Raw genomic sequence first — 24,351 nt, forward strand, 5'->3', positions numbered from 1 at the left:
TTGGCGGATTGCCGTCATTCTCCGCACCTGCGAACCGGTCGGGTCGTAGAGAAACAGCCGACATTCAGGTAAAGTCGAATCCGGGCTTCGTTCTGCACCGCCGCAGGTCGGCTCGGAGCCCATAGTTCCTGATGCGGCACCTTGCAAAAACAGTAGCGAAGCTACCGATTGCCGACATTGGCGTTGGTCCGCAAGGATCAAAGCCGACACTTTCTGTAGATGTCCATCGCTGCACCGCGGCCCGTCATTCCGGACTTTCGCTGCGCTCACATGACTTCGCGCCACTGTGATGTAACGCTGAGGACATATCTGTTAAACTTTTGGGTGGCCGTTATCATTTGCTTTAGCTTCGATTTGTCTTATCGCGCATTGTTCTTGTTGCCACGAACCTCTTTCCAAGAACTACGCCCCCTTGAAGGTAATCTGTCATTGGGTCGGCCCCCTTTGCTTCAAGACGTGCTGTGATCGATACATGTGAAAGGCAAGAAACGGTCGAAGCGGCTTCGTTGAATTATCTGTACCTTTGCGATGTGGATTTCCCTAGAAAGCTGGATTTGATCGAAAGAGATCATGTGGTTGATTTGGCACTGACTTAAAGCTTGGCCGCTATGTCACAATGAAAACACTCTTGCTGTGTATTCACTCACATTCGATAGAGCAGGACGGGAACCTGGACCGGTTTTGCCATACCACACATCTAACGGCGATTTCAGGTTTATGAAAAATCAGTCCAGACCATAAGTGCGTTCTTCGATATCAATTGCGTCCAATGCGGATTTACAAGCCGACAGGAACGCTGCCTCGGCGTCGGATTGGCGGCGCGTCGGGTTGGTGATAAGATAGATGTTGACCATGGGCAGTTCGTCATAGGGTGGCAACTGCCGGATTTTTCCGGCTTCCACGTCCTGTTTGGCAACGTGAAGCGGTAGAGCGCCAATACCGACGTTTGCCAAGATGAGACGGCGAATTTCATTCAGGCTGGAGGACACGCCGCGCCAGCTTGTAGCCAGCCCCAGTCGGGCACGAAGTCGCGAGATGGCGTATAGTGGTCCCCCTTCCGCCTCGGTTTGAAAAGCGACGAAAGGTTCCCCTTCAAGATCTTTCTGATTGATTTCATCCACATTGAACAATGGATGGCGGGCGCCGCAATAGAGGCCAAAGAATTCTCGGTACAAGACCACGGAGTTCAGGTTCCGGGACATTTTTGAAAGAAGGCAAATTCCAAAGCTGGCCCTGTTTTGATTCACCATCGTTTCCACATCCTCGCTTTCGTGGACCGAGAAGGAATAGGTAACATGTGGGTGTGTCTTGGCGAAATTCCCGAGAATCTCGTTGAAGTGGTCGGAAATCACAGAACTCGTGATGGCGATCGACAAATGCCCTCTGAGTTCAGCGCGGTCGACATCCAGCAGAGAGGGAAGCTGTGAAATGGTGCCGAAAATATTGGCGCATTCGACATAAAGCGCCTGTCCGGGGCGCGTGATGGTGAACTCGTTGGGCTTGCGGACAACAAGGTGTTTTCCAGTCGCGTGTTCAAGGCGTTTGAGGGCGGCTGAAACGGTGGGTTGCTTGAGACCCAGGAAGTCGGCGGCCTTTGATATGCCGCCCTGTTCTACCACGACCATGAAGGTGCGAAGAAGGTTCCAGTCCAGGTTCCAGGGAAAGCGTTGCTGTTGCGGAAGGCTCATAGATTTCATCTATATTGAGTTTAGGTATTATCTGTTTGCGCAATGTTGGCGAGTCATGCAAGCCTTTTTGCAAGCGGGGCGTCCCGCGTCTTTTGATCGGGGATCACCCCGGCTTGATTCTCACAGGGAGAGATAAATGACTTTTCGCCGTACCATCTTGAAATCCGCCATTGCTGCCGCCGGTCTGGCGGTCTTTGGTTTGAACACCGCAGTCGCGGAAGAGCTCGACACACTGAAAGAAAAAGGCGTCATCCGCATCGCCATGTCCGGCGCCTACCCTCCGTTCAACTTCGTGAACGATCAGAACGAAGTTGTTGGCTTTGACCCCGCCATCGGTACCGAGATTGCCAAGCGTATGGGCATGGAAGTGGAAATCGTGACCACTGCGTGGGACGGCATCATCGGTGGCCTGCTGGCCAACAAATATGACGCCATTGTCGGATCGATGACCATCACCGCAGAGCGGGATGAAGTGGTTGATTTTGTGGGTCCCTATTACTCGGATAAACGTGCGATTTTCAGCAAACCGGGCTCGGGCATTTCAAGCCTGGAAGACCTGGAAGGCAAGAAAGTTGGCCTGACCCTTGGTGAAACCCACGAAGATTGGGCGCGCGAAAAGGGCTATAACATCAACACCTACAAAGGTCTGCCCGAACTTCTGCTGGAACTGGAAAACGGCCGCGTGGACGCCATTGTAAACGACTCCATCGCGGCCATTCTCGCGATGGGCGAAAAGGGTCAGGAGTTTGAGATGTTCGGCGACCCGACCACCGAACCATTTGGCGCAGGTATCGCTATCCGCGAGGGCAACCCGAAGCTTGCCGCAGAAATGCAGGCTGCGCTGCAATCCATGATGGATGATGGCACCTATCTGACCATCGCCGAAAAGTGGATTGGCGCTGACATTCGCTAAAACATCTTTCCCCGCCGTCCATCGGCGGCGGGGACCGTCATCGTGGTGGCACTAAAGGGCCGAATGGCCTTTACGGGTCCACCCTCGGGCGCCAATGTTATCCGACACTTTAAGCAACACGTGCCGAGGTTGCGATCGCGCCGTCCGGACGATTTCGGGTCGGATACCCAAAAGGAGTGACTCATGGACATTGATCTGATGTTGAAGGTCTATCCCTTCTTTCTGGAGGCCGCGTGGGTCACCATTGTCTTGTCGGTTCTGACGGCGATCCTTGGGTTGATCTGCGGCACGCTTGGGGCGGCGGCCCGGCTCTCGCGGTTTGCACTCCTGCGCTTTCTGGGCGCGGCTTATGTCAGCGTGTTTCGAGGCACGCCTGCGCTGATCCAGTTGTTTATCCTGTATTTCGGCGGCCCCCAGATTGGCATTCAGCTGGACGCATTCGAGGCGGGTGTGATCGGACTTGGCATCAATGCAGGCGCTTATATGACTGAAACGATCCGGGGCGCGATCATTGCGATTGACAAGGGACAACGCGAAGCTGCCCGCACATTGGGGCTCAGCAGCTGGCAAGCCACCTACAAGGTGATCCTGCCTCAGTCCGCGCGCCTGATGGTGCGTCCATTGGGCGTGAACCTGAACATGCTGATCAAGGCAACCGCGCTTGTGGCCGCGATTGCAGTGGTCGAGCTGACCTACACGGCCCAGCGGTACATTGGATCAACCTACAAGCCCTTCGAAATGTTCCTGCTCGCAGGGATTCTCTACATGATCATCATCTATGTGACTGGCCGCGGCGTTGCCTGGTTGGATCGCAAAGTACAGATTAACTGATCGGAAAGGACAGACAGATGGGCCTCGATTTTTCGATTATTCCCAAATATATGGACATCATCCTTCTGGGTGTTGGCTGGACCGTCGGGATCACGGTTGCAGCCGCCTTGCTGAGCTTTGTCGGCGGTATCATCTTTGCGGTTATCGCCCTCTACGCCCCTTGGCTCATTCGCCAGCCGTTCCGGCTGATCGAATGGGTGTTCATGGGCACGCCGCTCTTGTTGCAACTATTCCTGATTTATTTCGGGCTGGTGCAGATTGGCATTGACCTGCCCGCCTTCGTGGCCGGGATCATCGGGTTGGGGCTACACTTTGCGGTCTATAACTCGGAACTGATCCAGACCGCCATTCTGGCGGTGGACAAGGGACAGATGGAAGCTGCGCGCACCTTGGGTCTCGGCCGTGGTCAGGCGCTGCGCAAGGTGGTCATTCCGCAGGCGGTGCGCGCCGTCATTCCCCCAATCGGCAACAATATGATTGCGCTCCTAAAAGACAGCGCGCTGGTCTCGGTGATCGGGGTAAGCGAACTCACGCTGTCGGCACAGCGGGTGATCGGCAAGACCTATCGTCCGTTCGAGTTCTACATCCTCGCCGCCGCTTTCTACTATGTCATCAACCTTTGCATGGAATGGGTGCAGCGCAAAATCGAACGCCGCATTTCCATCTCACGCTGACCATAGAGGCCAACCATGACCGAACAGACACACTTTGTCGAAATTCGTCACGCCCAGAAATCCTTTGGCGCGCTCGAGGTGCTCAAGGACATCAGCCTGAACGTCGAACGCGGGCAGATTGTCGGGATTATCGGATCGTCCGGATCGGGTAAATCCACCCTGCTGCGTGCGATCAATGACCTTGACCCGCTGACCGGCGGTGAAATCTGGCTGGACGGTGTGCAGGTGAACAAGACCCTACCGCATCGCCAATACGAAAAGCATATCAACGAAATGCGCCAGAACGTTGGTATGGTGTTTCAGCACTTCAATCTGTTTCCACACATGACAGCCCGTGAAAACGTCACCATGGCACCGAAGCTGCTCAAGGGGCTGTCCCAGGCCGATGTAGACAAGCTTGCCGAGGAACAGCTGGACAAGGTCGGAATGCTGGAGCGGATCGACTATTACCCCTCGCAGCTTTCCGGTGGTCAGAAACAACGCGTCGCGATTGCCCGCGCCTTGGCAATGAAGCCCAAGCTGATGCTGTTTGACGAGGCCACCTCGGCGCTCGACCCCGAGTTGGTGGAGGAGGTCAATCTGGTGATGAAAAAGCTCGCCGAAGAGCACATGACTATGATCATCGTCACCCATGAAATGGATTTCGCGGCCTCGGTCTGTGACCGCGTGCTGTTCATGGACAAAGGCGTCGTGGTCGAGGAAGGCCCGCCGAGCGTTCTTTTCAAGAACCCTACCCAGGACAGAACCCGCGAATTCTTGCGCAAACATATTGAAGGTGCGTCGTGAGCGAAGAGTCCTGTCTGTTCTACCAAAGCCGCAACCCACGCCCGTTTCTGGATCGAGGCGAGGGCATCTATCTGTTCGACGAAAGCGGTAAGCGCTATATTGATGGCTCTTCGGGCGCAATGGTGTCCAATATCGGCCACTCTAACCCGCGCGTGCTGGACAAGATCAAGGCGCAGATGGATCGCGCGACCTTTGGCTACCGGCTGCATTTCCGCACGCATCCGTCCGAGGATTTGGCGGCTAAGACTGTTGCTATGACACCCGATGGGCTGGACCGCGTGTTCTTTGTCTCAGGTGGCTCAGAGGCGGTGGAAAGCGCCGTGAAATTAGCGCGGCAATATGCAGTAACTCAGGGAGAAGCCGGACGCTACAAGGTGATTTCTCGCTTTCCGTCCTATCATGGTTGTACTTTCGGCGCTTTGGATCTTACCGGGTACGAACCGCTGCGCGAGCCTTTCGCTCCAATGCTGGAGGGCATGCCCAAGATCGCGGCCCCTACAACCTATTTGGACCGCGACAACCTGAGCGAAGACGCACGGGGTTTAAATTACGCAGACCTTCTGCGCGACAAGATTCTTGCGGAAGGACCAGACACTGTTCTGGCATTTCTGATGGAGCCCGTCGGCGGGGCGTCAACCGGCGCACTGGTCGCACCTGACAGCTATTATGCGCGCATACGCGAGATTTGCGACGAATTCGACGTGCTGCTGATCTATGACGAGGTCATGACCGGTGCGGGCCGTACGGGCAAATTTCTTGCTGCAGAGCATTGGGGGATCACCCCGGACATCGTGGCGCTCTCCAAGGGCTTTGGAGCGGGTTATGCACCGTTGGGCGCCATCGTTGCCAGTGCGCACTTGGTCGAGCCGATCCTGGATGCCGGTGGTTTTGCCCACGGGTTTACCTATGCGGGCAATCCTCTGGCCTGCGCGGCCGGACTGGCTGTACTCGAAGAGCTGGAAGATCAAAACCTAATCGCCAATGCCGCTGCCATGGGCGAGGTCCTGATAGGTGAGTTGCGCGCATTAATGGACCGCTACCCCTTCATTGGTGACGTGCGCGGCAAGGGTTTGTTGACGGCCTTCGAGTTTGTCGCAGACCGCGCCACGATGGAGCCGCTAGACCCCGCTTTGAACGCCTATGATCGTCTGGTGGAACTGGCCTATGAACGTGGGCTGATCATCTATTCCCGCCGCACCCGTGGTGGGAAGGTGGGCGACCATTTTCTTGTAGCGCCGCCTTTGATCATCACACGAGCCCAGATTTCGGAGATGATGACCATCCTGCGCGACGCGCTGGATGCTTTTGCAACAGAGGCCGGTCTGGGGTTGGCCGAGGAGATCTGCGCATGATGCTTCCTGACAAGACGGCACAGCTGGAAGAGGTCGTTGCCCGGATCGGGGATGGGGCAACGATCATGGTCGGCGGCTTCGGTGTGCCCGGAACGCCGATGACACTGATCCAAGAATTGGTGCGACAAGGGGCACGAGATCTCACCTTGATCAAGAATGATGCAAATGAACCTGGGATGGGCGTCGACCATCTGCTGCGTAACGGTCAGGTGGCGCGCCTGATCACCACCCATCTGGGGCTCAATACCCATGCCATTGGCCTCATGAATAACGACCAGATCAAAGTCGAGTTCAACGCGCAGGGCATATTGGCCGAGCGCATCCGCGCTGGCGGAGCCGGTATTGGCGCGGTGCTGAGCGATATCGGCATTGGCACTGAACTGGCAGAGGGCAAGCAGGTGGTTGAGGTGGACGGCAAACCGCATCTTGTTGAAACCGCGCTAAGGGCCGATTTCGCGCTAATCCATGCCGACCGAGCCGATCCATTTGGCAACTTGACCTATGTCGCAACCGCGCGGAATTTCAATCCGCTGATGGCGATGGCCGCCGATTGCGTGATTGCCGAGGCCGAGACTGTGACACCATTGGGCGAACTGGAAGCTGATGCCGTCCATACAAGCGGTGTGTTTGTTGATCATGTCGCCGAACTGGGTGAAATTTCTGGGGAATACGCCGTTGTCCAACGCTAAAAACCGCATGACCGCCCGCGCTGCTCGCGAGATTGTTCCGGGCATGGTTGTAAACCTTGGCATCGGGCTGCCGACCAAGGTGGTTGATCATCTGCCATCAGACTTTCCAGTTTGCCTGCACACGGAAAACGGGTTGACCGGAATTGGACCGACCTTGCCACCCGATCAGGCCAATAGAAACCTTATAGATGCAGGCGGCGCTTATGTCTCGACCGTGCCGGGGTCCGCGTTTTTTGACAGCGCGACCAGCTTTGCCATGGTGCGCTCGGGACGTCTTGATTTGACCATGCTTGGCGCGTTCGAGGTCAGCAGCCAGGGCGATCTGGCCAACTGGAAGATCCCCGGCAAATTTAGTCCCGGTGTGGGCGGCGGTATTGAACTGGCGCAGAGAGCGCGTCGGGTTGTGATCCTAACCACCCATACGGATCGCGCGGGCAACCCGAAGCTCAAGGACGAATGTACTTTGCCACTTACCGCGCGTGGCTGTGTTTCGCGCATATTTACCGAAATGGCGGTCATTGACGTCACGCCCAAAGGCTTTGCGCTCGCTGAAATCGCCGAGGGGGTCAGCCTAGCTGAGGTCCGTGAAGCGACCGGCGCGTCTTTGATTGTACCCGATTCCACACTGCCCGTTTTCTGAGGTAATAATGCAGACCGTACTCAATACCCGTTTGTGCGACGCCGTGGATGCCGCTTTTGACCAGCAAGTCGCCTTTCTTGCCGAACTCACCTCGCATCCTTCGACCAGAGGTCATGAGCAATCTGCACAAGCTTTCATGGCCAGGGAACTGGCTGATCGGGGCTACGCGCTTGATCAATGGCAGATTGATGTTGCCGAGATTCAGCACCTGCCCGGATTTTCCCCCGTGCTTGGCCCTTATGAGGATGCCGTGAATGTCGTGGGCACGCATCGGTCGCAAACAGGAACAGGCCGCTCGCTGATCCTGAACGGGCATATCGACGTTGTCCCCGCCGGGCCACTGGACATGTGGGATACCCCGCCGTTCGAACCACGTGTCGAGGACGGCTGGCTCTATGGGCGAGGTGGCGGCGATATGAAGGCCGGGCTGGCGTCGAACCTGTTCGCGCTTGATGCGCTGGCGGCCTGTGGCCTCGCGCCTGCCGCGGATGTCTTCTTTCAATCGGTGGTCGAGGAAGAGTGTACCGGCAATGGTGCGCTGGCTTGCCTCGCGCGGGGTTATACCGCAGATGCCGCCCTGATCCCCGAGCCGTTTTCGGAACATCTGGTCACGGCACAATTGGGTGTCCTTTGGTTTCAGGTGCATCTCAAGGGGTTGCCCACCCATGTGGCCTATGCAGGCAGCGGTGCCAACGCCATTGAAGCGGCCGTTCCGCTGATCACGGCGCTGCATGACATGGAACACCGCTGGAACGCAGCCGAAAACCGGACCAGTGACTACACCCATATGGACCATGCGCTGAACCTGAACGTCGGCAAGATCGAAGGCGGCGACTGGACAAGTTCCGTTCCGGCCTGGTGCGTTTTTGATGTGCGCATGGGGTTGTTTCCAGGGCAGTCCATCGATGCCGCAAAGGCCGAGATTGAGCATGTCATTCTAGAGGCGGCGCGGCAGAACGATTTCCTGCGCAACTCCCTGCCGGAAATCGTCTATCACGGGTTCCACGCTGAAGGGTATGCGCTGTCGCAAGACAGTTCAGCCAAAGCCACCTCGGCGATTGCAGCGCTTGAGAGCGCGCATCGCGCTGCCACCGGCGAAGACTTGGTGCGCGAAGCCATCACCGCCACGACCGACGCTCGGTTCTTTGGCCTTTATGCCGATACACCCGCGCTGGTCTATGGCCCGCGCGCCGAAGCCATCCACGGTTTCAACGAGCGTGTTGAACTGGAAAGCATGCGCCGCGTGACCAAGGCAACGGTCATGTTCATCGCCGATTGGTGCGGCACCGAAACCATCTGAGGATTTGCCCATGCGACAGGCTGTTTTCGTCTCATTCGCCCGCACGCCGATTGGCAAAGCTTATCGCGGTGCGTTCAACAACCTTGAGGCCCCGAGCCTTACCGCCCCGGCGGTCAAGGCCGCGCTGGAACGTGCGCACCTGAGCGGTGGGGACGTGGAAGAGGCCGTGTTCGGGTCCGCGCTCACACAGGGCTCATCCGGAGTCAATGTCGCGCGCCACATTGTGCAAGCCGCCGGTCTGCCCGACAGCGTCGCGGGCGCCACAGTGGACCGGCAATGCGCCTCGGGTCTGAACGCCATCGCCATTGCTTCGCATATGGTGCAGGGCGAAGGGGTGGACGTTGCGCTGGCCGGTGGGCTGGAGAGCATCTCTCTGGTGCAGAACGCGCATTGGAACGGGTTTCGCTACCCCGACCCGTCGGTGGCAGCGGCCTACTACATGCCCATGCTGGATACCGCCGAAGTGGTCGCAGACCGTTACGGCATCAGCCGCGCGGCGCAAGACGCCTATGCCCTGCAAAGCCAGATCCGAACGGCCAAGGCCCAACAGGCGGGTCTGTTTACTGATGAAATCGTTCAAGTCACGACGACGAAGACCGTAACAGACAAGGCCACCCAGGAAACCTACGACGAAACCGTCACGATTACTGCGGACGAATGCAACCGCGCAGGCACAACAGCAGAAAGTTTGGCCAGCCTTGCCGCCGTGCGTGGTGAAGGCATGACCGTCACTGCAGGTAATGCCAGTCAGCTTTCGGACGGTGCTGCCGCTCTGGTCGTGATGGAGGCCAAAGAAGCCAGCCGCAGGGGGCTTGCGCCTCTTGGCGCCTTGCGCGGATTTGCCGTGGCTGGTGTTGCGCCTGACGAAATGGGCATCGGGCCTGTCGTAGCCGTTCCACGCCTTCTGGAACGCAACAGGCTGCACATGCAGGACATCGACCTGTGGGAGATCAACGAAGCCTTCGCCGCGCAGCTGCTTTACTGCCGTGATCGCTTGGCCATTCCTGACGACCGGCTGAACGTCAACGGTGGCGCCATTTCAATCGGTCACCCCTATGGCATGTCCGGCGCTCGCATGGTGGGGCACATCCTGCTGGAAGGGCGCAGACGTGGTGCGAAATGGGGGGTGGTGACCATGTGTGTCGGTGGCGGACAGGGCGCCGCTGGTTTGGTCGAGATTTTCTGAGGTTACAAAGATGCAGGTTCTTTCATCTGAACAGTTGGACTATCTTGTGGCCCTGCGCCACGAACTGCACCAATCGCCCGAGGTGTCCGGCGAAGAAGCCCATACAGCAGAGCGCATCGTCGCGGAACTCACCAAGCTGGGGGCTGACCGGCTTTGGCGCGGGCTTGGGGGGTATGGTGTGGCGGCAGAGTTTGCCGGGCGCGAGAATGGCCCGACGGTTCTCTTGCGCTGTGAACTCGACGGCTTGCCCATCCGCGAGATTTCGGACCTGCCGTATAAGTCGACCATCCCGGACAAGGGACACTTGTGCGGCCATGATGGCCATATGGTTTCAATGTTGGGGGTCGCGACGCGATTGGCCACGCGTCCGCAAAAGGGACGTGTCATCCTGCTGTTCCAGCCCGCCGAAGAAACCGGCGCCGGCGCTCAGGCAGTCATTGATGATCCACGCTGGCCTGAAATCCGCCCCGACTTTGCATTTGCCTATCACAACGTCCCCGGCCGTCCTCTGGGAGAGGTTGGCCTGCGTGAAGGGCCGGGAAATTGTGCATCACGCGGAATGCAAATTCTGCTCGAGGGCAAAAGCTCGCACGCCGCTGCACCCGAGGATGGCCTGTCGCCGGGACCTGCGATGGCGGCTCTGATGACCCGCCTGCCTGATCTGAGCTTCGGCACCATCGGGGATGAGGCGTTTTCGCTCGCGACCTTGACCCATGCGTGCCTGGGCGAGCCGACGTTTGGCATCGCCCCGGCTGATGGTGAATTGCGCGTGACACTTAGGTCGATGACCAACGAGCGTATGGACACGCTCATGCAAGAGGCACTGCACAGGGTCGAAAAATACACTCAGGGGCTCGCCGTCGATATCCTGTGGCACGACGTGTTTCGCGCCGTGGTTAATGACGTCGAAGCCACCGGCATTGCCCGCAACGCAGTCAGAGCCTTGGGCCAGAAATGCCTCGAGATGCCATCCCCTATGCGCTGGTCCGAGGATTTCGGGCGGTTTGGTGACGATGGGGCCAAAGCTGCTTTGCTCTATCTTGGGGCTGGTGAAAGTCATCCCCAGCTTCACAACCCCGACTATGATTTCCCCGATGCCCTCATCCCTGTCGCAGTCGATCTGTTCTGCCAGATTTTGCGGGGCATCCTGAGCCCTGAGACGCAGTAAAGATGCGAGAAGGGAGCGCAACATCCTGGTGCACCATTCACCGCGACCGGATTTCGCGAAATCTGGAACTCGCGCGGGGTCTTGTCCCTGACGGACGCAAGTTTTGTGCCGTGCTGAAGGCGGATGCCTACGGGCATGGCATTGCGCAAGTCGTGCCCTTGATCCGGGAACAGGGGGTCGAGACCGTTGGCATCACATCAAATGCCGAAGCGCGTGCTGTTCGCGGCGCAGGGTTCGACGGCGCGCTGATCCGTTTGCGCGCAGCCACACTGCAGGAAGTCGAAGGCGCACTGGATGATCGCGTAGAAGAGCAAGTCGCCTCGGTCGCCACTGCGCGGCAGCTTCGTGCCCTTCTGGATGCAGGGAAATTTCGGACCGGTATGCACCTGGCACTGAATGCTGCTGGTATGTCGCGCGACGCGCTGGAAATTTCCACGGCGGCCGGGCAGGACACATGCCGCGAAATTCTTGCCACTCTGGGGTCTGACATTCATGGGATCTGTTCGCATTTTCCATCCAACGAACCAATACAACTCAGGCAAAGCGCGGACCAGTTTCAGCAACAAGCTGCCTGGGTATTTGAGAACAGTGATCTGGAACGCTCTAAAACTCTGGTACATGCGGGCAGCTCACTGACGTTGATTTCGGACCTCAATATCGACACCGACATGTACCGCTGTGGTGCGATCCTCTATGGGATATTGAAACCAGATCTGGGATTTCGGCCGGCAATGGATCTTGAGGCCCGTGTCGTCAGCCTACAGGACTATCCGCGAGGGATGACAGTCGGCTATGACCGCGCGTGCCCTCTGGAAAGAGATTGCCGTCTGGCCTGCATTTCGATCGGCTATGAAAACGGGTTCAGGCGCGTTGCTCACGAGGGTAGTGCTGTTAAGATCAGAAATACACTGGCGCCGGTTCTGGGAAAAATTTCAATGAATGCGATCGTGGCGGATGTGACTGGCATCGAAGATGTCGTTGTTGGCGATACCGTCGGGGTGTTCGGCGAAGGGGATGTCGCATCCATCCTGTCCGAACTGGCTGAAACCCAGTTCCGAACCATCATGGCAGACCTCTACACGGACTGGGGGCGGCGCAATCATCGGGTCTATCGCTGAAACATTTCACCTCACCGAAGAGCCAGCCGCAGGGTGCCGCCCTCCCTAGTGTAACCTGTATTTGATCCACCTCGTCAAAGGGAACTCAGGATCTGCTCAGTTCGCCCGTCGTCAGCACAGCACCTGCTGGCAGGTCTTCGGCATCTAGCATTGACGCAACCCGTTCCAGCGACGCGACAAGCATGGCTTGCTCCCAATCTTCGAGGTCCTTGAAGCGCCGAACAAACCGTTGCTGAAGCGGATCGGGGGCATTTTCGATGGTCTGCCGCCCGAATTCAGTAATGACGATATGGGTCTGGCGCCGGTCTTCCAGTGACTTTTCACGGACGACACATTCGCGGGTGACCAGTCTGTCGACCAATGCGGTTACGGTTGCCTGGCTTACATGCATGCGGGTCGCAATGGCTTTCGCCGTGGTCTGACCGGTTTCTCCGACCATTTGCAGGGCCCGGAATTGTACCGATGTCAGCCCGGCCTGTTGCGCCAGTTCGCGCCCTGCAATTTCCGTGGCTCGAAGGATCTGGCGCAATGCAACCAGGCTGCTGTCGATACGATCCATGTGAAGCTCCGAGAATGAGGGTGGATTGAGATTGCCAAGTTTACATTGGGATCACAAGTAATTTTGAAGCTGTTTACTTTGTATAATGAAGGAAAATCAGCCGTCAAAAGCTAAAGCTCGCCAGGAAATTCGGAAAATTGCTTTGATAATTGAATTTTCCTGTCTCACGTGATAGTTTGAAAGTCAAAGTTTAGGAGCAACAATGAAACATTCACTCGAGTTGTTTGAACAGCCAATACCAATCCTGCGTTCACCTCGGCCAGAAGACGGGGAACGTGTTGCATTGCTGGCGAAAGATGACCGCAAACAGGTCTTTGGAGAGCTGCTCGGTGAACTCTCGGATTTTGAGCAGTTCATGAATACTTCGATCGTTGCCGAAGTGGAGGGGGAAGTCGTTGGCGCCGTCTTGGCCTATGTTCCACCCTATGACCCTGAAACCCTGAACATCCTGCATGTGGTGATCCACGAGAACGAAGAAAACAAGGGGCTTGGCTCTCTTATGTTGGGGCAATTGATGCGCCGAGAGGTCTGTGCTGGAATCACCCGTGTGGAGACCACGATCAGCGCGAGTGACGAGGTCACCTGGGCCCTATTTCGCCGATTTGCGCAATGGCAGCGCAGGCGCTTGGACATCAAGCCCTTTTTCACGCAGGCGCTGCAACCACATCGCCGGCACGAAAATGACAACCAAGTCACCATTCAGCTTTCAGACGAAGCGGAAAACGCCGCCTGAGTCCCTGTCGCATGTCAACACACACGCGACGTGCAAACATAAATCACCCGAAGCCAACGAAGATTGCCCCATATGATGAATGATAATGACACCGCCTACTACGCTGAGGAAGCTGCCACCTTGGGAGACCGCGTCGTCGCGGCGCGAGAAGCGATGGGCATGACACAAAAGGATCTTGCCCGGCAGTTGGGCGTCAAGCTCAAGACCGTACAAGGCTGGGAAGACGACAGGACCGAGCCACGTGCAAACAAGGCACAAATGATGTCTGGCGTTCTCGGCGTCTCGTTGTCATGGCTTCTGAGCGGAGAGGGTGCGGGTGTGCCTGAACCTGTCGAAACACCTGAACTGGGTACGGACTTGTCCTCGGCTCTGCGCGACATTCGCAAGTTGAAGGTAGAGCTCTCACAATCTGTGCGTCAGCTTGGCGCGATTGAGAAACGGCTGCGGAGGGTTCTCTGAATAGCGCTAAGCTTACAACCTTGCCCCAAGACCATCGCAACAAAGAAAAGGAAAGAGCAGAACTTATGACTAATCCCAAACCCCAGCGAGCCATCAGCCACCCTTCCACAGAGGGCACCGAAACCTCTGATTGTGCGCGGGAACTCCTGCCGGGGATTGTTCGGAAAAAGTTGGGGCTTAGTATGGCAGATATGGCCGAGCTCATTGGCATGAGCGAATTCGGGTATCACAACTGGGAAATGGGCAACCGTCGCCCCGGCGGTCCCGCTCTCAAACTCCTGGCACTTCTCGACGTACAACCCAAAGCGATTCTCGATTGGTTAAAGGCCCAGTAAGCCACGAAAGAAAATCGTCGGCCATTAGCCAGGCCTCAAAACCTCGTATCACTCAAAGAACAATGCGCATGTCGCAGACACTAGGCTGCCTATCTTGTCTTGCGCGGCGCTCATGGCGACGCACTCCGCTGACAGACCTTGTCAAGACAGCTGTTCCTGAACTTCTTGATAAAAACACAACGCCGCTACAGTGACGGTCAGGAAACTACCGGCCATCACGAGTTACCCGCGACACAATTTCAGGAGCTATTGGCCCAGAAGAGAAATGCGGCGCTTCATTCAAGATAGGAAATTGCTTGGGCGAGCTATGACCGGTTATTGCCAAGCTTCCTGCATCGCTCGCGTTTGCAGCAAATGACTGAAATCCGCCCGTGGGGCTATTCGCTGCGGTTGCAATGTGCAAGAAGCGGCCGTTCGATTTCGGAGGGTCAACGGAAAGATTGTCCCGCAGACTGTGATTTCGAGCATCTCCTGTTTTCGCACGCGTCGCGAATGTCCGGTAAGTGGGCTGCGGATGCAGCATCTTGACTGGTCGGTGAACGGCAGGAATGGGCCGTTCGGACCTTTTTGTTCAGGCGGCACCCCCCTGATTTTGGGACTTTTTCAAGAAGCCGAGATTGGCTCATCTTCCAATGGCTGAACGGCCCGCTGATAGAGGTGCCAAGTCGTATGACCAAGGATTGGCAGGGTAAAGATCAGACCTAAAAAGGCCGGAACCAATGACAAGAGGATTGTGGCCGAAATGATGGCCGCCCAAGTGAGCATGACCACCGGATTGTCCCTGACAACGCGGATGGATGTGAGCATTGCGGTAACGAAATCGACGTCCCGTTCGAGCAACATCGGCATCGCGACAACTGTTACCGAGAACAGAACGGCTGACAGAAAGGCTCCTGCGCAAGTGCCAATGGTCAGGAATATCCAGCCCTCTTGCGTAAAGAAGACAGTGTGCATGAACCCGTCAAAATCCGAGAAGGATGCATCCTGCAGGATAATCGCCAGCCAAAGCCGAACCTGGTAGACCCAGACCCAGAAGATGAACAGGGTGGTAAAGGCCATCCAGCCCATTTCGCGCTTTCGCTGTTAGACCATGACCGAGAGGATTTCAGACCAGCCGAAGCTCTCTCCTGTCTGCAACCGCCGCGACATTTTATAAAGCCCCGCTGCAGCAAACGGCGCGACCAGCGGGAACCCGACAATTGCGGGGATGATCATCCAGATTTTACCAAGCGAGACCAGGCACCACACAAACACTATTCCGAACACTGCATAAAACAGGCCAAAAAAGCCGCTCATAACAGGACGCGCCAAAAAGTCGGAAAACCCGGCCTTGAGCGATGCGGTGATGTCATCGACAGTCACGATGTTGGTCTCGGGCATGCCCTGTGGACGGGGCGTCGGGTTGGTTGGTGGTGTCCCTGTGGTCTCGGATGTCATGACGCGCTCCTCTGTGTGATTGGTGCCGCGTTGATCCGTTTATCAGCTGGCCCAGCCGCAAACGGACCTCTCACTTGTCTAAGGAAGTGTGTATCAGGTTACGCGCAAGAGCAAGAAGGGAGTAAGGCAACTGAAACCGCCGTGAAGAAGCCCGATTTTCTGACGTTATGGCATCAGTAAAACGCCAATTTGTTCCCGTGATAAACCACCAGATTTTATCCTGCCTGACGTCAGCGCTTATGGGTCCTAATAGGGCAATTCGATAAGAGAGTGTTTCTGGCGCATCCTGACCACCCAGGAGTAAAAGATGAGAAATACCGCAAAAAGCCCTGGCGAGAAGATAGTCAAAGATATCAAACGGGCGACCCGCAAACAGTATTCCTCTAAAGAGAAGGTACGGGTCGTGCTGGACGGCCTGCACGGTGAAGACAGTATAGCGGAACTGTGCCACCGTGAGGGGATATTCATAGGTTTGCCTGACCGCGAGAAGTCGAGGACTACAAGGTGTCTGGTCGAAATAGGGGCAAGTTCACAAAGTTCTCGTTGAGCGAAGGTAAATGCGTCGCTGTTCGGTATAAGCCAAATCCTGCCCCCGCAACCAAATCAAATACACTCGTCTCCTAGCCGCCTAAGGGCGGCTTTGTTTGTTTTGGGATGAACAGATTTGTATCAGATGATAAGTCCAGAGGCGAGCACGGTCCCCATGCAACTCTATGACATATTCGCCCTCAGAAGGAGCGGCAAGAGCCTTGTCAACCATGGGAAGTTGATAGATACACTTGCTGCAGGTTAGATACATAAGCTCCAAGTTTATGATGACCGCGAGCGCATTCTGGACGAACGGTCCAAGCATCGCTACAGCGATGGTTCCATCCCGCTCCTTGTTTTATGATGTAAGCATCAGTGCCTAAAAGCACAGATCCGTCCGGCGAGAGACGCTTGTAGTACTATAATGAAGGCGTCCCCATGGCCAAAAAAACGAAACTGCACCCCCGTAATCAACATTCACTAGGTTATGATTTCGAACGTCTAGTGGCGGAGTTACCCGAGCTTGAGCCGTTCACGATGAGTAATCCTGTCGGTCAAACGACGATCGATTTTCAAGACGCGCGCGCCGTTCGTATGCTTAATCGGGCTTTGCTCAAGGTGCATTACGACATTGAGTTTTGGGATATTCCCGCCGGATATCTATGCCCGCCAATTCCCGGCCGCGTCGATTACATCCACTATCTCGCGGACTTGCTTGCAGACAGCAACAACCAGAAAATCCCGCGTGGCCGTCATGTCAGGGTGCTGGATATCGGCACGGGTTCAAGTCTGGTCTATCCCCTTACGGGTCAGAGCGAGTACGGTTGGCATTTCACGGGCGTCGATATCGACGCGGGCGCGATCAAATCGGCAAAGAAAATTCGTGACCTCAACAAGTTGACAATTAGCCTTAGGCGACAAAGCAAACCCGAGAACATTTTTCGCGGAGTGATCCGGTCTGGCGATGCCTTTCACCTGACCATGTGCAACCCGCCTTTTCATGGGTCTATCGAGAAGGCGAGCAAGGGTACCCAACGTAAATGGGCGAGCCTTGGCAAAGGGCGTTCAACAAAACTCAATTTTGGTGGCCAAAACGCTGAGCTTTGGTGCCCCGGCGGTGAGATTAAGTTTATTGCCCGCATGGTTGAACAGAGCGTGGAGTTTGCCAACCAGTGCCTTTGGTTTACCTCGTTGGTGTCGAAAAAAGACAATCTGCAGCCCCTTGCGCGCATTCTAAAAAGAGCGCGGGTTGCTGACTACAAAGTCATCGAAATGGCACAGGGGCAAAAAACAAGTCGCTTCATTGCCTGGACTTACAAGAAGAAAAACCAACGCGCCCAGTTTGGGAAAAGAGAGCAAATCTAGCGGTTGTTGCTCAAGCATTGAAGGTTTTGGTTCGAGGCATCCCAGAACATAGTTGGTGCCTGTGCTGAGCCGTTCAAGATGTTCTAAGGTGCTTCTATGTGGAACCGTTGACTGAAAACCCGCACCACATTTACTTTTCCATTAGGCGAAGCTCCAATGGGATCTCGTTTCGTCGATTTTCGTCATCACAAACAGTTACAAACGCTATATTAAAGACGGTTTACCTGCATGATACTAAACCAAGTGGCGTGATTATGCGGCCATCACGCCACTTGGATCAGTGACTTAGCCGCCGGGTCCTTGCCTGATGTTATCGGGAAGCCACGTGGCGAGTTCTGGCCAGACCACCAGGATCACGACCATCAACAACATCAGGCCCACCATCGGGATTGCTGTTTTCGCGATGTAGCCAATTTCATGCCGGGTCATGCCCTGGAGAACAAAGAGATTGAAGCCGATGGGCGGGGTGACCTGTGCTGTTTCGATCACGACAACAAGGAATATGCCGAACCAGATGACATCGATGCCAGCGCTGCGGATCATCGGCTCGACAATTGCCATGGTCAAAACGACCGAGGACAAACCATCCATAAACATGCCGAGGATCAGGTAGAAAACGGTAAGCACCGCGATCAAGGCTACGGGCGACAGGTTGTAGCTGTCGATCAGTGCAGCCAGAGCACGAGGCAGGCCTGTGAAACCCATGGAAAGCGACAGGAACGCAGCGCCCATGAGGATAAATGCAATCATTGCCGAGGTTTTGGTTGCCCCCATGAGAGCCTGTTTAAACGTCGTCCAATCAAGCGATCCCTGCATCGCGGACAGGGCCAGTGCGCCAAATACACCAACGGCTGCGGCCTCGGTGGCTGTGGCATAGCCGAGATACATTGATCCGATGACGACAAACACAAGCCCAAACAAAGGCAGGAGAAAGCGACTTTCTGCTATGCGTTCGCGCAGCGGCATTGCGGGTTCCGGCTCGGGGCGCTGGCCTTTGTACAAAACGTGCCATGCCATGATGTAGAGCATGAAGAGACCGGCCAGTACGAGACCGGGGAACACACCAGCCATAAACAGTTTGGTAATGCTCTCGTTTATCGTCACTCCATAGACAATCAAGGTGAGCGAAGGCGGAATCATCAGCCCAAGCGTCGCCGCCCCGGCGAGTGTGCCGATAATCATGAATTCGGGATAGCCACGCTTGCGCAGTTCGGGGATCGACATTTTGCCAACCATATTCAGGGTCGCCGCAGACGAGCCGGAAACCGCGGCAAAGATCGTGCAGCCCGCAATATTGGTATGAAGCAATCCCCCCGGTAGAAACCGCATCCAAGGGGCCAGCCCTCGAAACATGTCTTCGGATAATCGCGTGCGGTAGAGGATTTCTCCCATCCAGATAAACAGGGGCAGGGCGGTCAGAGTCCAACTGGAAGCGCCGCTCCAGATGGTGGTGATCATCGCATCACCTGCCGGACGTACAGTGAACAGTTCCATGCCAGCCCAGGCAACGCCCATAAGGGCAAGGCCGATCCAGACCGAGCCGCCAAGTAGGGCGAACAGGACAAAAAGAAAGACGACAATGGCGTAGATCTCGCTCATTCGAGAATCTCCCCTTTGATTTGGGTTTCACGAAGAGCAAGCAAGCGCGTGAGGTAATCCCAGATGGCAATCGCAAGAAGGACGGTGCCGATCGACATGGGCAGTTGCGGCAACCAGACGGGGGTATAAACCCACTCGGATGCGGTTTGGGCCCACATGTCACCCCACTTGGACGGGGCATTTGCGAACATGCCAAAGAAAGTCAGTAACCACTCGGGAACAAAATCCTGTCCTTGGGTGCGGTCATTCAGCATTTCGGACATCACGTTGGTTTTGATCGCATATCGGGCAAAGTAGGTTGCCGTGATGGCTGCGATAAACATGGCCAGCGCATCAAGCCAGAACTTGGTGTGGTCATTGAGATTGAGCAGAACAGAAACCCGAATGTGTCCACCATGAGTGAGCGTATAGGCGAGCGCAAAGAACGAGGTCGCCGCCATGGAATACCCCGCATATTCGGTTGATCCGGGAAACGTCAGGTTGGACCAGCGTGCAATCATCTGTCCGATAATCAACAGCAAGATCAGGACCATGAAACATGCCGCAATCACGCCAGCTGCGTTGTATACCTTGTCCAGAAAACGCCAAACGGGTCTCAAAAACTGTGCAGCTTTAGGGCCCTGCCAAAGGCAATACAGCGCCAGAAGCGTCGGAAAAACAAAGAGCCAAACCCATAAAGGGAGCCCCAGAAAGGGTTGCCAATCTCGCATTCGGTATCCTTAGGAATGTGAGCGGTGGCCAGATGTCAAAGCATCGGCCACCACCGTGCGGTTTAGTTCGCTTTGTATGCGTCAAGAATGGCCTGACCATCCTCGCCGACACTGGCCAACCAGTCAGCGGTCATTTTCGCACCGATGGCCTGAAGCTCGGTCAGGAATTCGGGACCGGCATCTGCGACTTGCATGCCGTTGGCTTCGAGTTGCTCGAAATACCAATTCGCGAGCTCGGCCGATTTGGCCGCGCATGCTGAGCCGGTTTCGTCAGCGGCTTTTTGAACGTTGGACTGCATGTCGCTGCTTAGCCCGTCCCAGATCCCTTTGTTGACCATCACATAGTTGCGCGGCAGCCAGGCATTCACTTTGTAATAGTGTGTCAGGTGTTCCCAGACCTTGCGGTCATAACCTGTCGAACCTGAGGAAATGAAGGCTTCGGCAACGCCTGTCGCAAGGGCCTGACTAAGTTCTGCGGCTTCAACCTGAACCGGCACCATGCCTAATTCTTCGGCAAAGGTGGCTGTTGCCGTGTTGTACGACCGGAACTTTATCCCTTGTGTGTCGCTGGACGAGCCGATTTCCTTTTTGAAATAGAACCCCTGACCGGGCCACGGACATGTATAGAGCGCAACCAGGTTGAGATCGGCGAGCTGTGCGTTGACCTTGTCTTTGGCCGCATCCCAAAGCTTGTCATTGTCTTCATAGGTGGTGGCGATGAAGGGAAGGTTGTCCCAACCCAGAAGCGGTGCTTCGTTTGCATGCGCAGACATGAAGCGCTCTCCGATGGGCGCCTGACCGGTCTGAACGGCACGTTTGATTTCGCCGCCTTTGAAAAGAGACCCGCCCGGATGCACGGTGATGTCAATTTCGCCGCCGGTGTAGTCGCGAACCTTGTCAGCAAACACCACTCCCATTTCGGAATGGAAATTCGTGGCGGCATAGGCCATGGGCATGTCCCATTTTTCGGCAGATGCAGCTGAGCCCGCGATTGCGATCGCCACCGTTGCGGCAGCTGTGCTTAACTGTATGGATAGTGTCTTCATTTTGCTTTTCCCTGTGTTGTTTTTGGGTTCTTGATTATTTTCTTGCCGCAAAGCGCGAAGGCGCAAACGGGGTCATGTCATGATTAGAGTGGTTGCCAGCAATCATTTCGGCGACAAGACGACCCGTTTTCGGGCCACCGGTCAATCCAATGTGGTGGTGTCCAAATGCAGCATAGACTCCACTGCTGCTTAATTCACCAACAAGGGGCAGGCTGTCCGTTGGTGCAGGACGATAGCCCAGCCACTCTTCGTGAGAGTCGTAAGTCAGCTCGGGGAAAAACTCGGCGACCTTTTTGTGCAACAGTTTGAGCGGGGCTTTTGAACGCTTTTCGGTCAATCCGCCGAATTCGACAATTCCGGCGCACCGCAAGCCCTGATCCATTGCAGTGGCAACAAATTTTCCAGCGGCCAGCATCATTGGATTTCTGGGCCTTTGGCTCGGTTCTTTGAACACAATGTGATAGCCGCGCTCGGCCTCGAGCGGGACATGAAGCCCGAGCTTTTGCATAAGCGGCTTTGACCACACACCCGAGGAAACGACCACTTTATCGCAATGAATGCGACCCTTCGACGTGTCTACTGCGGTGACCTGCCCACCGCTCAATTCAAAGTCTTTGACTTCGGCTTGTCGGAAGGTGCCCCCCAGTTCTTCGAGCACCTTAACGAGGTCCTGCACATATGAGCCGGGATTAAGAATAAAACCGTGGTTTTTCAGGACCGCCAGCAATCCAACATTTGGTGACAGGATCGGCTCCGCTTCGCGCACGGCGCGGCCTTCGATCACTTCGGGTACAAAGCCGGCCTCCTTGCGCAATTGCCAGCCAAAGGAATCAGCATCAAAGGCCGCCTTGTCTGTATAGGCGAAGCTATAGCTGCTTTCCTGCACCCACTTGGCCGCGGATGTGCCCGATGTCAGGGCTTGGTGTTGCTCAAGGCTGTCGCCGACAATCGTTGAGAGTCCCCGGCTGATCCGGCGGGTATCAGCCTCGTTTGCGTGCGACATGTATTTGACAAGCCATGGCACCAGTTTGGGCAGGTAACTCCAGCGCAAGAACAAGGGAAAGTTCGGATCGGCAAGGTATGCAGGACTTTTCGACAAAAGACCGGGTCCCGTGACGGGCACGACGGATGCGCTCGCCAGAATACAGCCATTGCCATAGGACGCGCCCATGCCCGGCGTGCCCTTATCCAACAGCGTGACCTCAAACCCCGCACGGCGCAACCAGATCGCAGATGCCGCGCCGACAATGCCTGCGCCGATGACAATGACATGATCTGATTTCATTCTGTGGGTCCCTAAAAAGAAAAGCGCCTTGTTCGCGACTCACAGCTTGTCAGGCTCGCATCATCATTTCCAATACAAATTTGTAGCAATTCCATAAGTCAAACTGATACATGGGCCACATGAGATTACGTTTTAGACAATTGCAGGCGTTTCACGCCATCGTTGAAGTCGGCACCGTGACAGGGGCCGCCGAAGCTTTGGGCATTTCCCAACCGGGGATTTCGAACCTCTTGGCGGAGCTAGAACGCCAAACCGGACTGAAGCTGTTCGAGCGCCTGCACGGTCGGCTGGTGCCCACCCCCGAAGCCGAGCTGATGCACCGTGAAATCGACACGGTTGTTCGTGGCTTGGACCACGTCACGCAAACCGTCGTGGATTTACAGAACAAACAAGCCGGGCAATTGCAGGTTGCCTCACAACACTCGATGTCTTTTGGCTTTATGCCAAAGCTTATTGCTGAATTTGCAAAGTCGCGTCCGGATATGAATATTTCCTTTCAATCGCAGTACAGCACCAAGATCCAGGAGTGGGTGCTGTCAGGTCTGTTCGAAATCGGCATTTGCGAAATGCCTATGTTGTACGACACGTTGCACAGCTATCCGATCAATGTCGAAACGCGGATTGCGCTGCACAAAGACAATCCATTGGCGGGGCACGAAGTGTTGACGCCCGACCTGTTGCGCAACGAACCCTTTTTGGTGATGGGGCCGGACCACATCACCCAACGCCGTTTGCGCGACGCATTTGAAAGGGCGAACATTCCCCTCAATGCCAAGGTGCATTCGCATCTGTTCAAGAACCTTCTCGCCTTCGTCAAAGAAGGCATGGGCGTTGCCTTGCTCGACCGGTTTGGTCTGGAATTTGATTACGACAACCGTTTTGTTGCGCGCCGGTTCGAACCGACAATCATGATGGAAATGGCCGTGATCACGTCTGGCACGCGCCCGTTGTCACAGCTCGGCCAAGAATTTCTTGCGCTGTTGCTGGCAGAGCTGCAACCATACACTGCTGACGACAAACCGATCGTGCGCGGAAAATAGGGGCACCTTATGACACAAGCGGCTGTTGGTATCCTTATGCTGGATACGAGTTTCCCACGTCCTCTTGGTGATATTGGGAACGAAGGGACTTGGGCCTTTCCCGTGCATATGCGCCGCGTGAACGGGGCAAGCGCCCAAAAGGTTGTTCACGAAGACCCTCGTGCCCTGTTGGACCTGTTCATCAAGGCCGGGCAGGATCTGATTGCACAAGGTTGCGTAGGATTGACCACGTCTTGTGGATTTTTGTCTTTGGTGCAGGCAGAACTGAAAGACGCCCTGGGGGCGCCCTTTGCCAGTTCCCCCTTGATGCAATTGCCAATGGTCGAGGCGACACTGCCCTCGCATCAGCGTGCAGGTGTTTTGACAATATCCCAAGACAGTCTGAGCAAGGCGCATTTGCGTGCCGCGGGCGCCCGAGAAGACACAGCGATTATCGGCCTCCCCAAGGTGGGGGCCTTTGCAGAAGCCATATTTGGCGACAGGTCAGAGATGAACCCAGAGGCCTGCCGCACTGAGATCTGTGAAACAGCACGCCAACTGGTCACGAGACACAAGGATGTTGGGGCCATCGTGTTGGAATGCACGAATCTGGCACCCTATGCTGCGGACATATCCGCTATCACCGGGCGGCCGGTCTATTCCATCGTCAGTTTCCTGAACTGGTTTCAAGCAGGGCTGGTCCCCCCTCGCTTTTGACAGGAAACGGTGGCGCTAACTTGGACATATCTTAAGAGGGCTACTTTCTTGACGTGTTGCAGGGCTTGGAGGCAGGCAAGTTCGAAGAGATCAGGCGGGCAATTGCCTTCACCCTCAGGTTAATTATCTCTAACATGTTGATATTGTTTGATTATTGATATTTTTTGAAAAAGGGAGTGGTTTTTGATAAAAAGGGGTTGCGACTCTTTGATAG

At 55.7% G+C, this 24,351-nt stretch carries 23 protein-coding genes and 2 pseudogenes; 18 read left to right on the plus strand and 7 right to left on the minus strand.

Annotation, left to right across the window (positions count from 1 at the left end):
* Nucleotides 1-725 precede the first annotated feature (725 nt).
* On the minus strand, nucleotides 726-1,688 hold the full coding sequence (locus PH7735_RS20065) for a LysR family transcriptional regulator (RefSeq protein WP_058313230.1): 963 nt from the start codon (nucleotides 1,686-1,688) through the stop codon (nucleotides 726-728).
* 136 nt (nucleotides 1,689-1,824) lie between these two features.
* Here PH7735_RS20065 and PH7735_RS20070 point away from each other — a divergent pair, with 136 nt between their 5' ends.
* The 11 genes from PH7735_RS20070 to PH7735_RS20120 all read left to right on the plus strand — a co-directional run bounded on the left by PH7735_RS20070 (nucleotide 1,825) and on the right by PH7735_RS20120 (nucleotide 12,345).
* Complete coding sequence (locus PH7735_RS20070; RefSeq protein WP_058313231.1) at nucleotides 1,825-2,601, plus strand: transporter substrate-binding domain-containing protein; 777 nt, start codon at nucleotides 1,825-1,827, stop codon at nucleotides 2,599-2,601.
* 183 nt (nucleotides 2,602-2,784) lie between these two features.
* Nucleotides 2,785-3,432: an amino acid ABC transporter permease gene (locus PH7735_RS20075; RefSeq protein WP_058313232.1), complete on the plus strand. Its 648-nt coding sequence runs from the start codon at nucleotides 2,785-2,787 to the stop codon at nucleotides 3,430-3,432.
* A gap of 17 nt (nucleotides 3,433-3,449) precedes the next feature.
* Nucleotides 3,450-4,106, plus strand: a complete 657-nt coding sequence (locus PH7735_RS20080) for an amino acid ABC transporter permease (protein ID WP_058313233.1) — start codon at nucleotides 3,450-3,452, stop codon at nucleotides 4,104-4,106.
* Nucleotides 4,107-4,121: 15 nt separating this feature from the next.
* Nucleotides 4,122-4,892 carry an amino acid ABC transporter ATP-binding protein gene (locus tag PH7735_RS20085; protein ID WP_058313234.1) on the plus strand — a complete coding sequence of 257 codons (771 nt, stop codon included), beginning with the start codon at nucleotides 4,122-4,124 and terminating at the stop codon, nucleotides 4,890-4,892.
* The gene (locus PH7735_RS20090) at nucleotides 4,889-6,244 is read left to right on the plus strand and encodes an aminotransferase family protein (RefSeq protein ID WP_058313235.1); all 1,356 of its coding nucleotides are present in this window, start codon (nucleotides 4,889-4,891) and stop codon (nucleotides 6,242-6,244) included. Before PH7735_RS20085 ends, PH7735_RS20090 begins: the two co-directional genes overlap by 4 nt.
* Nucleotides 6,241-6,933, plus strand: coding sequence for a CoA transferase subunit A (locus PH7735_RS20095; RefSeq protein ID WP_058313236.1), 693 nt, complete (start codon nucleotides 6,241-6,243; stop codon nucleotides 6,931-6,933). The genes PH7735_RS20090 and PH7735_RS20095 overlap by 4 nt, the downstream gene beginning before the upstream one ends.
* Nucleotides 6,920-7,573, plus strand: coding sequence for a 3-oxoacid CoA-transferase subunit B (locus tag PH7735_RS20100; RefSeq protein WP_058313237.1), 654 nt, complete (start codon nucleotides 6,920-6,922; stop codon nucleotides 7,571-7,573). Before PH7735_RS20095 ends, PH7735_RS20100 begins: the two co-directional genes overlap by 14 nt.
* A gap of 7 nt (nucleotides 7,574-7,580) precedes the next feature.
* The gene (locus PH7735_RS20105) at nucleotides 7,581-8,873 is read left to right on the plus strand and encodes an ArgE/DapE family deacylase (RefSeq protein ID WP_058313238.1); all 1,293 of its coding nucleotides are present in this window, start codon (nucleotides 7,581-7,583) and stop codon (nucleotides 8,871-8,873) included.
* Nucleotides 8,874-8,883: 10 nt separating this feature from the next.
* Nucleotides 8,884-10,059 (plus strand): thiolase family protein, encoded by a 1,176-nt coding sequence (locus PH7735_RS20110; RefSeq protein WP_058313239.1) that lies wholly within the window; start codon nucleotides 8,884-8,886, stop codon nucleotides 10,057-10,059.
* A gap of 10 nt (nucleotides 10,060-10,069) precedes the next feature.
* Complete coding sequence (locus tag PH7735_RS20115) at nucleotides 10,070-11,227, plus strand: amidohydrolase (RefSeq protein ID WP_058313240.1); 1,158 nt, start codon at nucleotides 10,070-10,072, stop codon at nucleotides 11,225-11,227.
* Between the two features lie 2 nt (nucleotides 11,228-11,229).
* Nucleotides 11,230-12,345, plus strand: coding sequence for an alanine racemase (locus tag PH7735_RS20120; protein WP_058313241.1), 1,116 nt, complete (start codon nucleotides 11,230-11,232; stop codon nucleotides 12,343-12,345).
* A gap of 85 nt (nucleotides 12,346-12,430) precedes the next feature.
* On the opposite strand, the gene PH7735_RS20125 is transcribed toward PH7735_RS20120, so the two are convergent.
* Nucleotides 12,431-12,904, minus strand: coding sequence for a MarR family winged helix-turn-helix transcriptional regulator (locus PH7735_RS20125; RefSeq protein ID WP_058313242.1), 474 nt, complete (start codon nucleotides 12,902-12,904; stop codon nucleotides 12,431-12,433).
* Nucleotides 12,905-13,106: 202 nt separating this feature from the next.
* On the opposite strand from PH7735_RS20125, the gene PH7735_RS20130 reads away from it, so the two are divergent.
* From PH7735_RS20130 to PH7735_RS20140, 3 genes are all read left to right on the plus strand, one after another.
* Nucleotides 13,107-13,637 carry a GNAT family N-acetyltransferase gene (locus tag PH7735_RS20130; protein WP_058313243.1) on the plus strand — a complete coding sequence of 177 codons (531 nt, stop codon included), beginning with the start codon at nucleotides 13,107-13,109 and terminating at the stop codon, nucleotides 13,635-13,637.
* Between the two features lie 75 nt (nucleotides 13,638-13,712).
* Nucleotides 13,713-14,096, plus strand: a complete 384-nt coding sequence (locus PH7735_RS20135) for a helix-turn-helix domain-containing protein (RefSeq protein ID WP_058313255.1) — start codon at nucleotides 13,713-13,715, stop codon at nucleotides 14,094-14,096.
* 65 nt (nucleotides 14,097-14,161) lie between these two features.
* On the plus strand, nucleotides 14,162-14,431 hold the full coding sequence (locus tag PH7735_RS20140) for a helix-turn-helix domain-containing protein (RefSeq protein ID WP_058313244.1): 270 nt from the start codon (nucleotides 14,162-14,164) through the stop codon (nucleotides 14,429-14,431).
* Between the two features lie 603 nt (nucleotides 14,432-15,034).
* Here the strand turns inward: PH7735_RS20140 and PH7735_RS20145 are convergent.
* A pseudogene (locus PH7735_RS20145) lies at nucleotides 15,035-15,868 on the minus strand (DUF2189 domain-containing protein).
* Nucleotides 15,869-16,175: 307 nt separating this feature from the next.
* Between PH7735_RS20145 and PH7735_RS20455 the strand changes: the two are divergent.
* Together PH7735_RS20455 and rlmF are read left to right on the plus strand one after the other, a co-directional pair.
* A pseudogene (locus tag PH7735_RS20455) lies at nucleotides 16,176-16,331 on the plus strand (IS3 family transposase); the annotation flags it as partial.
* Between the two features lie 503 nt (nucleotides 16,332-16,834).
* Nucleotides 16,835-17,761, plus strand: coding sequence for a 23S rRNA (adenine(1618)-N(6))-methyltransferase RlmF (gene rlmF, locus PH7735_RS20160; RefSeq protein WP_058313247.1), 927 nt, complete (start codon nucleotides 16,835-16,837; stop codon nucleotides 17,759-17,761).
* A gap of 285 nt (nucleotides 17,762-18,046) precedes the next feature.
* Here rlmF and PH7735_RS20165 read toward each other — a convergent pair whose 3' ends face one another.
* From PH7735_RS20165 to PH7735_RS20180, 4 genes are all read right to left on the minus strand, one after another.
* Nucleotides 18,047-19,360, minus strand: a complete 1,314-nt coding sequence (locus tag PH7735_RS20165) for a TRAP transporter large permease (protein WP_058313248.1) — start codon at nucleotides 19,358-19,360, stop codon at nucleotides 18,047-18,049.
* Nucleotides 19,357-20,070 (minus strand): TRAP transporter small permease, encoded by a 714-nt coding sequence (locus tag PH7735_RS20170; protein WP_058313249.1) that lies wholly within the window; start codon nucleotides 20,068-20,070, stop codon nucleotides 19,357-19,359. Before PH7735_RS20170 ends, PH7735_RS20165 begins: the two co-directional genes overlap by 4 nt.
* A 62-nt stretch (nucleotides 20,071-20,132) precedes the next feature.
* Nucleotides 20,133-21,116: a TRAP transporter substrate-binding protein gene (locus PH7735_RS20175; protein WP_058313250.1), complete on the minus strand. Its 984-nt coding sequence runs from the start codon at nucleotides 21,114-21,116 to the stop codon at nucleotides 20,133-20,135.
* Nucleotides 21,117-21,150: 34 nt separating this feature from the next.
* Complete coding sequence (locus PH7735_RS20180) at nucleotides 21,151-22,401, minus strand: NAD(P)/FAD-dependent oxidoreductase (protein ID WP_058313251.1); 1,251 nt, start codon at nucleotides 22,399-22,401, stop codon at nucleotides 21,151-21,153.
* Nucleotides 22,402-22,520: 119 nt separating this feature from the next.
* On the opposite strand from PH7735_RS20180, the gene PH7735_RS20185 reads away from it, so the two are divergent.
* Together PH7735_RS20185 and PH7735_RS20190 are read left to right on the plus strand one after the other, a co-directional pair.
* Nucleotides 22,521-23,441 carry a LysR family transcriptional regulator gene (locus PH7735_RS20185; protein WP_058313256.1) on the plus strand — a complete coding sequence of 307 codons (921 nt, stop codon included), beginning with the start codon at nucleotides 22,521-22,523 and terminating at the stop codon, nucleotides 23,439-23,441.
* 9 nt (nucleotides 23,442-23,450) lie between these two features.
* On the plus strand, nucleotides 23,451-24,137 hold the full coding sequence (locus tag PH7735_RS20190; protein ID WP_058313252.1) for an aspartate/glutamate racemase family protein: 687 nt from the start codon (nucleotides 23,451-23,453) through the stop codon (nucleotides 24,135-24,137).
* Nucleotides 24,138-24,351 lie beyond the last annotated feature (214 nt).

The organism is Shimia thalassica, assembly GCF_001458215.1.
GTDB lineage: Bacteria > Pseudomonadota > Alphaproteobacteria > Rhodobacterales > Rhodobacteraceae > Shimia > Shimia thalassica.

Coding starts and splice junctions, on each gene's coding strand:
- PH7735_RS20065 (WP_058313230.1), bottom strand. CDS start 1,688: ATGAGCCTTCCGCAACAGCAACGCTTTCCCTGGAACCTGGACTGGAAC.
- PH7735_RS20070 (WP_058313231.1), top strand. CDS start 1,825: ATGACTTTTCGCCGTACCATCTTGAAATCCGCCATTGCTGCCGCCGGT.
- PH7735_RS20075 (WP_058313232.1), top strand. CDS start 2,785: ATGGACATTGATCTGATGTTGAAGGTCTATCCCTTCTTTCTGGAGGCC.
- PH7735_RS20080 (WP_058313233.1), top strand. CDS start 3,450: ATGGGCCTCGATTTTTCGATTATTCCCAAATATATGGACATCATCCTT.
- PH7735_RS20085 (WP_058313234.1), top strand. CDS start 4,122: ATGACCGAACAGACACACTTTGTCGAAATTCGTCACGCCCAGAAATCC.
- PH7735_RS20095 (WP_058313236.1), top strand. CDS start 6,241: ATGATGCTTCCTGACAAGACGGCACAGCTGGAAGAGGTCGTTGCCCGG.
- PH7735_RS20105 (WP_058313238.1), top strand. CDS start 7,581: ATGCAGACCGTACTCAATACCCGTTTGTGCGACGCCGTGGATGCCGCT.
- PH7735_RS20110 (WP_058313239.1), top strand. CDS start 8,884: ATGCGACAGGCTGTTTTCGTCTCATTCGCCCGCACGCCGATTGGCAAA.
- PH7735_RS20115 (WP_058313240.1), top strand. CDS start 10,070: ATGCAGGTTCTTTCATCTGAACAGTTGGACTATCTTGTGGCCCTGCGC.
- PH7735_RS20120 (WP_058313241.1), top strand. CDS start 11,230: ATGCGAGAAGGGAGCGCAACATCCTGGTGCACCATTCACCGCGACCGG.
- PH7735_RS20125 (WP_058313242.1), bottom strand. CDS start 12,904: ATGGATCGTATCGACAGCAGCCTGGTTGCATTGCGCCAGATCCTTCGA.
- PH7735_RS20130 (WP_058313243.1), top strand. CDS start 13,107: ATGAAACATTCACTCGAGTTGTTTGAACAGCCAATACCAATCCTGCGT.
- PH7735_RS20135 (WP_058313255.1), top strand. CDS start 13,713: ATGAATGATAATGACACCGCCTACTACGCTGAGGAAGCTGCCACCTTG.
- PH7735_RS20140 (WP_058313244.1), top strand. CDS start 14,162: ATGACTAATCCCAAACCCCAGCGAGCCATCAGCCACCCTTCCACAGAG.
- rlmF (WP_058313247.1), top strand. CDS start 16,835: ATGGCCAAAAAAACGAAACTGCACCCCCGTAATCAACATTCACTAGGT.
- PH7735_RS20165 (WP_058313248.1), bottom strand. CDS start 19,360: ATGAGCGAGATCTACGCCATTGTCGTCTTTCTTTTTGTCCTGTTCGCC.
- PH7735_RS20170 (WP_058313249.1), bottom strand. CDS start 20,070: ATGCGAGATTGGCAACCCTTTCTGGGGCTCCCTTTATGGGTTTGGCTC.
- PH7735_RS20175 (WP_058313250.1), bottom strand. CDS start 21,116: ATGAAGACACTATCCATACAGTTAAGCACAGCTGCCGCAACGGTGGCG.
- PH7735_RS20180 (WP_058313251.1), bottom strand. CDS start 22,401: ATGAAATCAGATCATGTCATTGTCATCGGCGCAGGCATTGTCGGCGCG.
- PH7735_RS20185 (WP_058313256.1), top strand. CDS start 22,521: ATGAGATTACGTTTTAGACAATTGCAGGCGTTTCACGCCATCGTTGAA.
- PH7735_RS20190 (WP_058313252.1), top strand. CDS start 23,451: ATGACACAAGCGGCTGTTGGTATCCTTATGCTGGATACGAGTTTCCCA.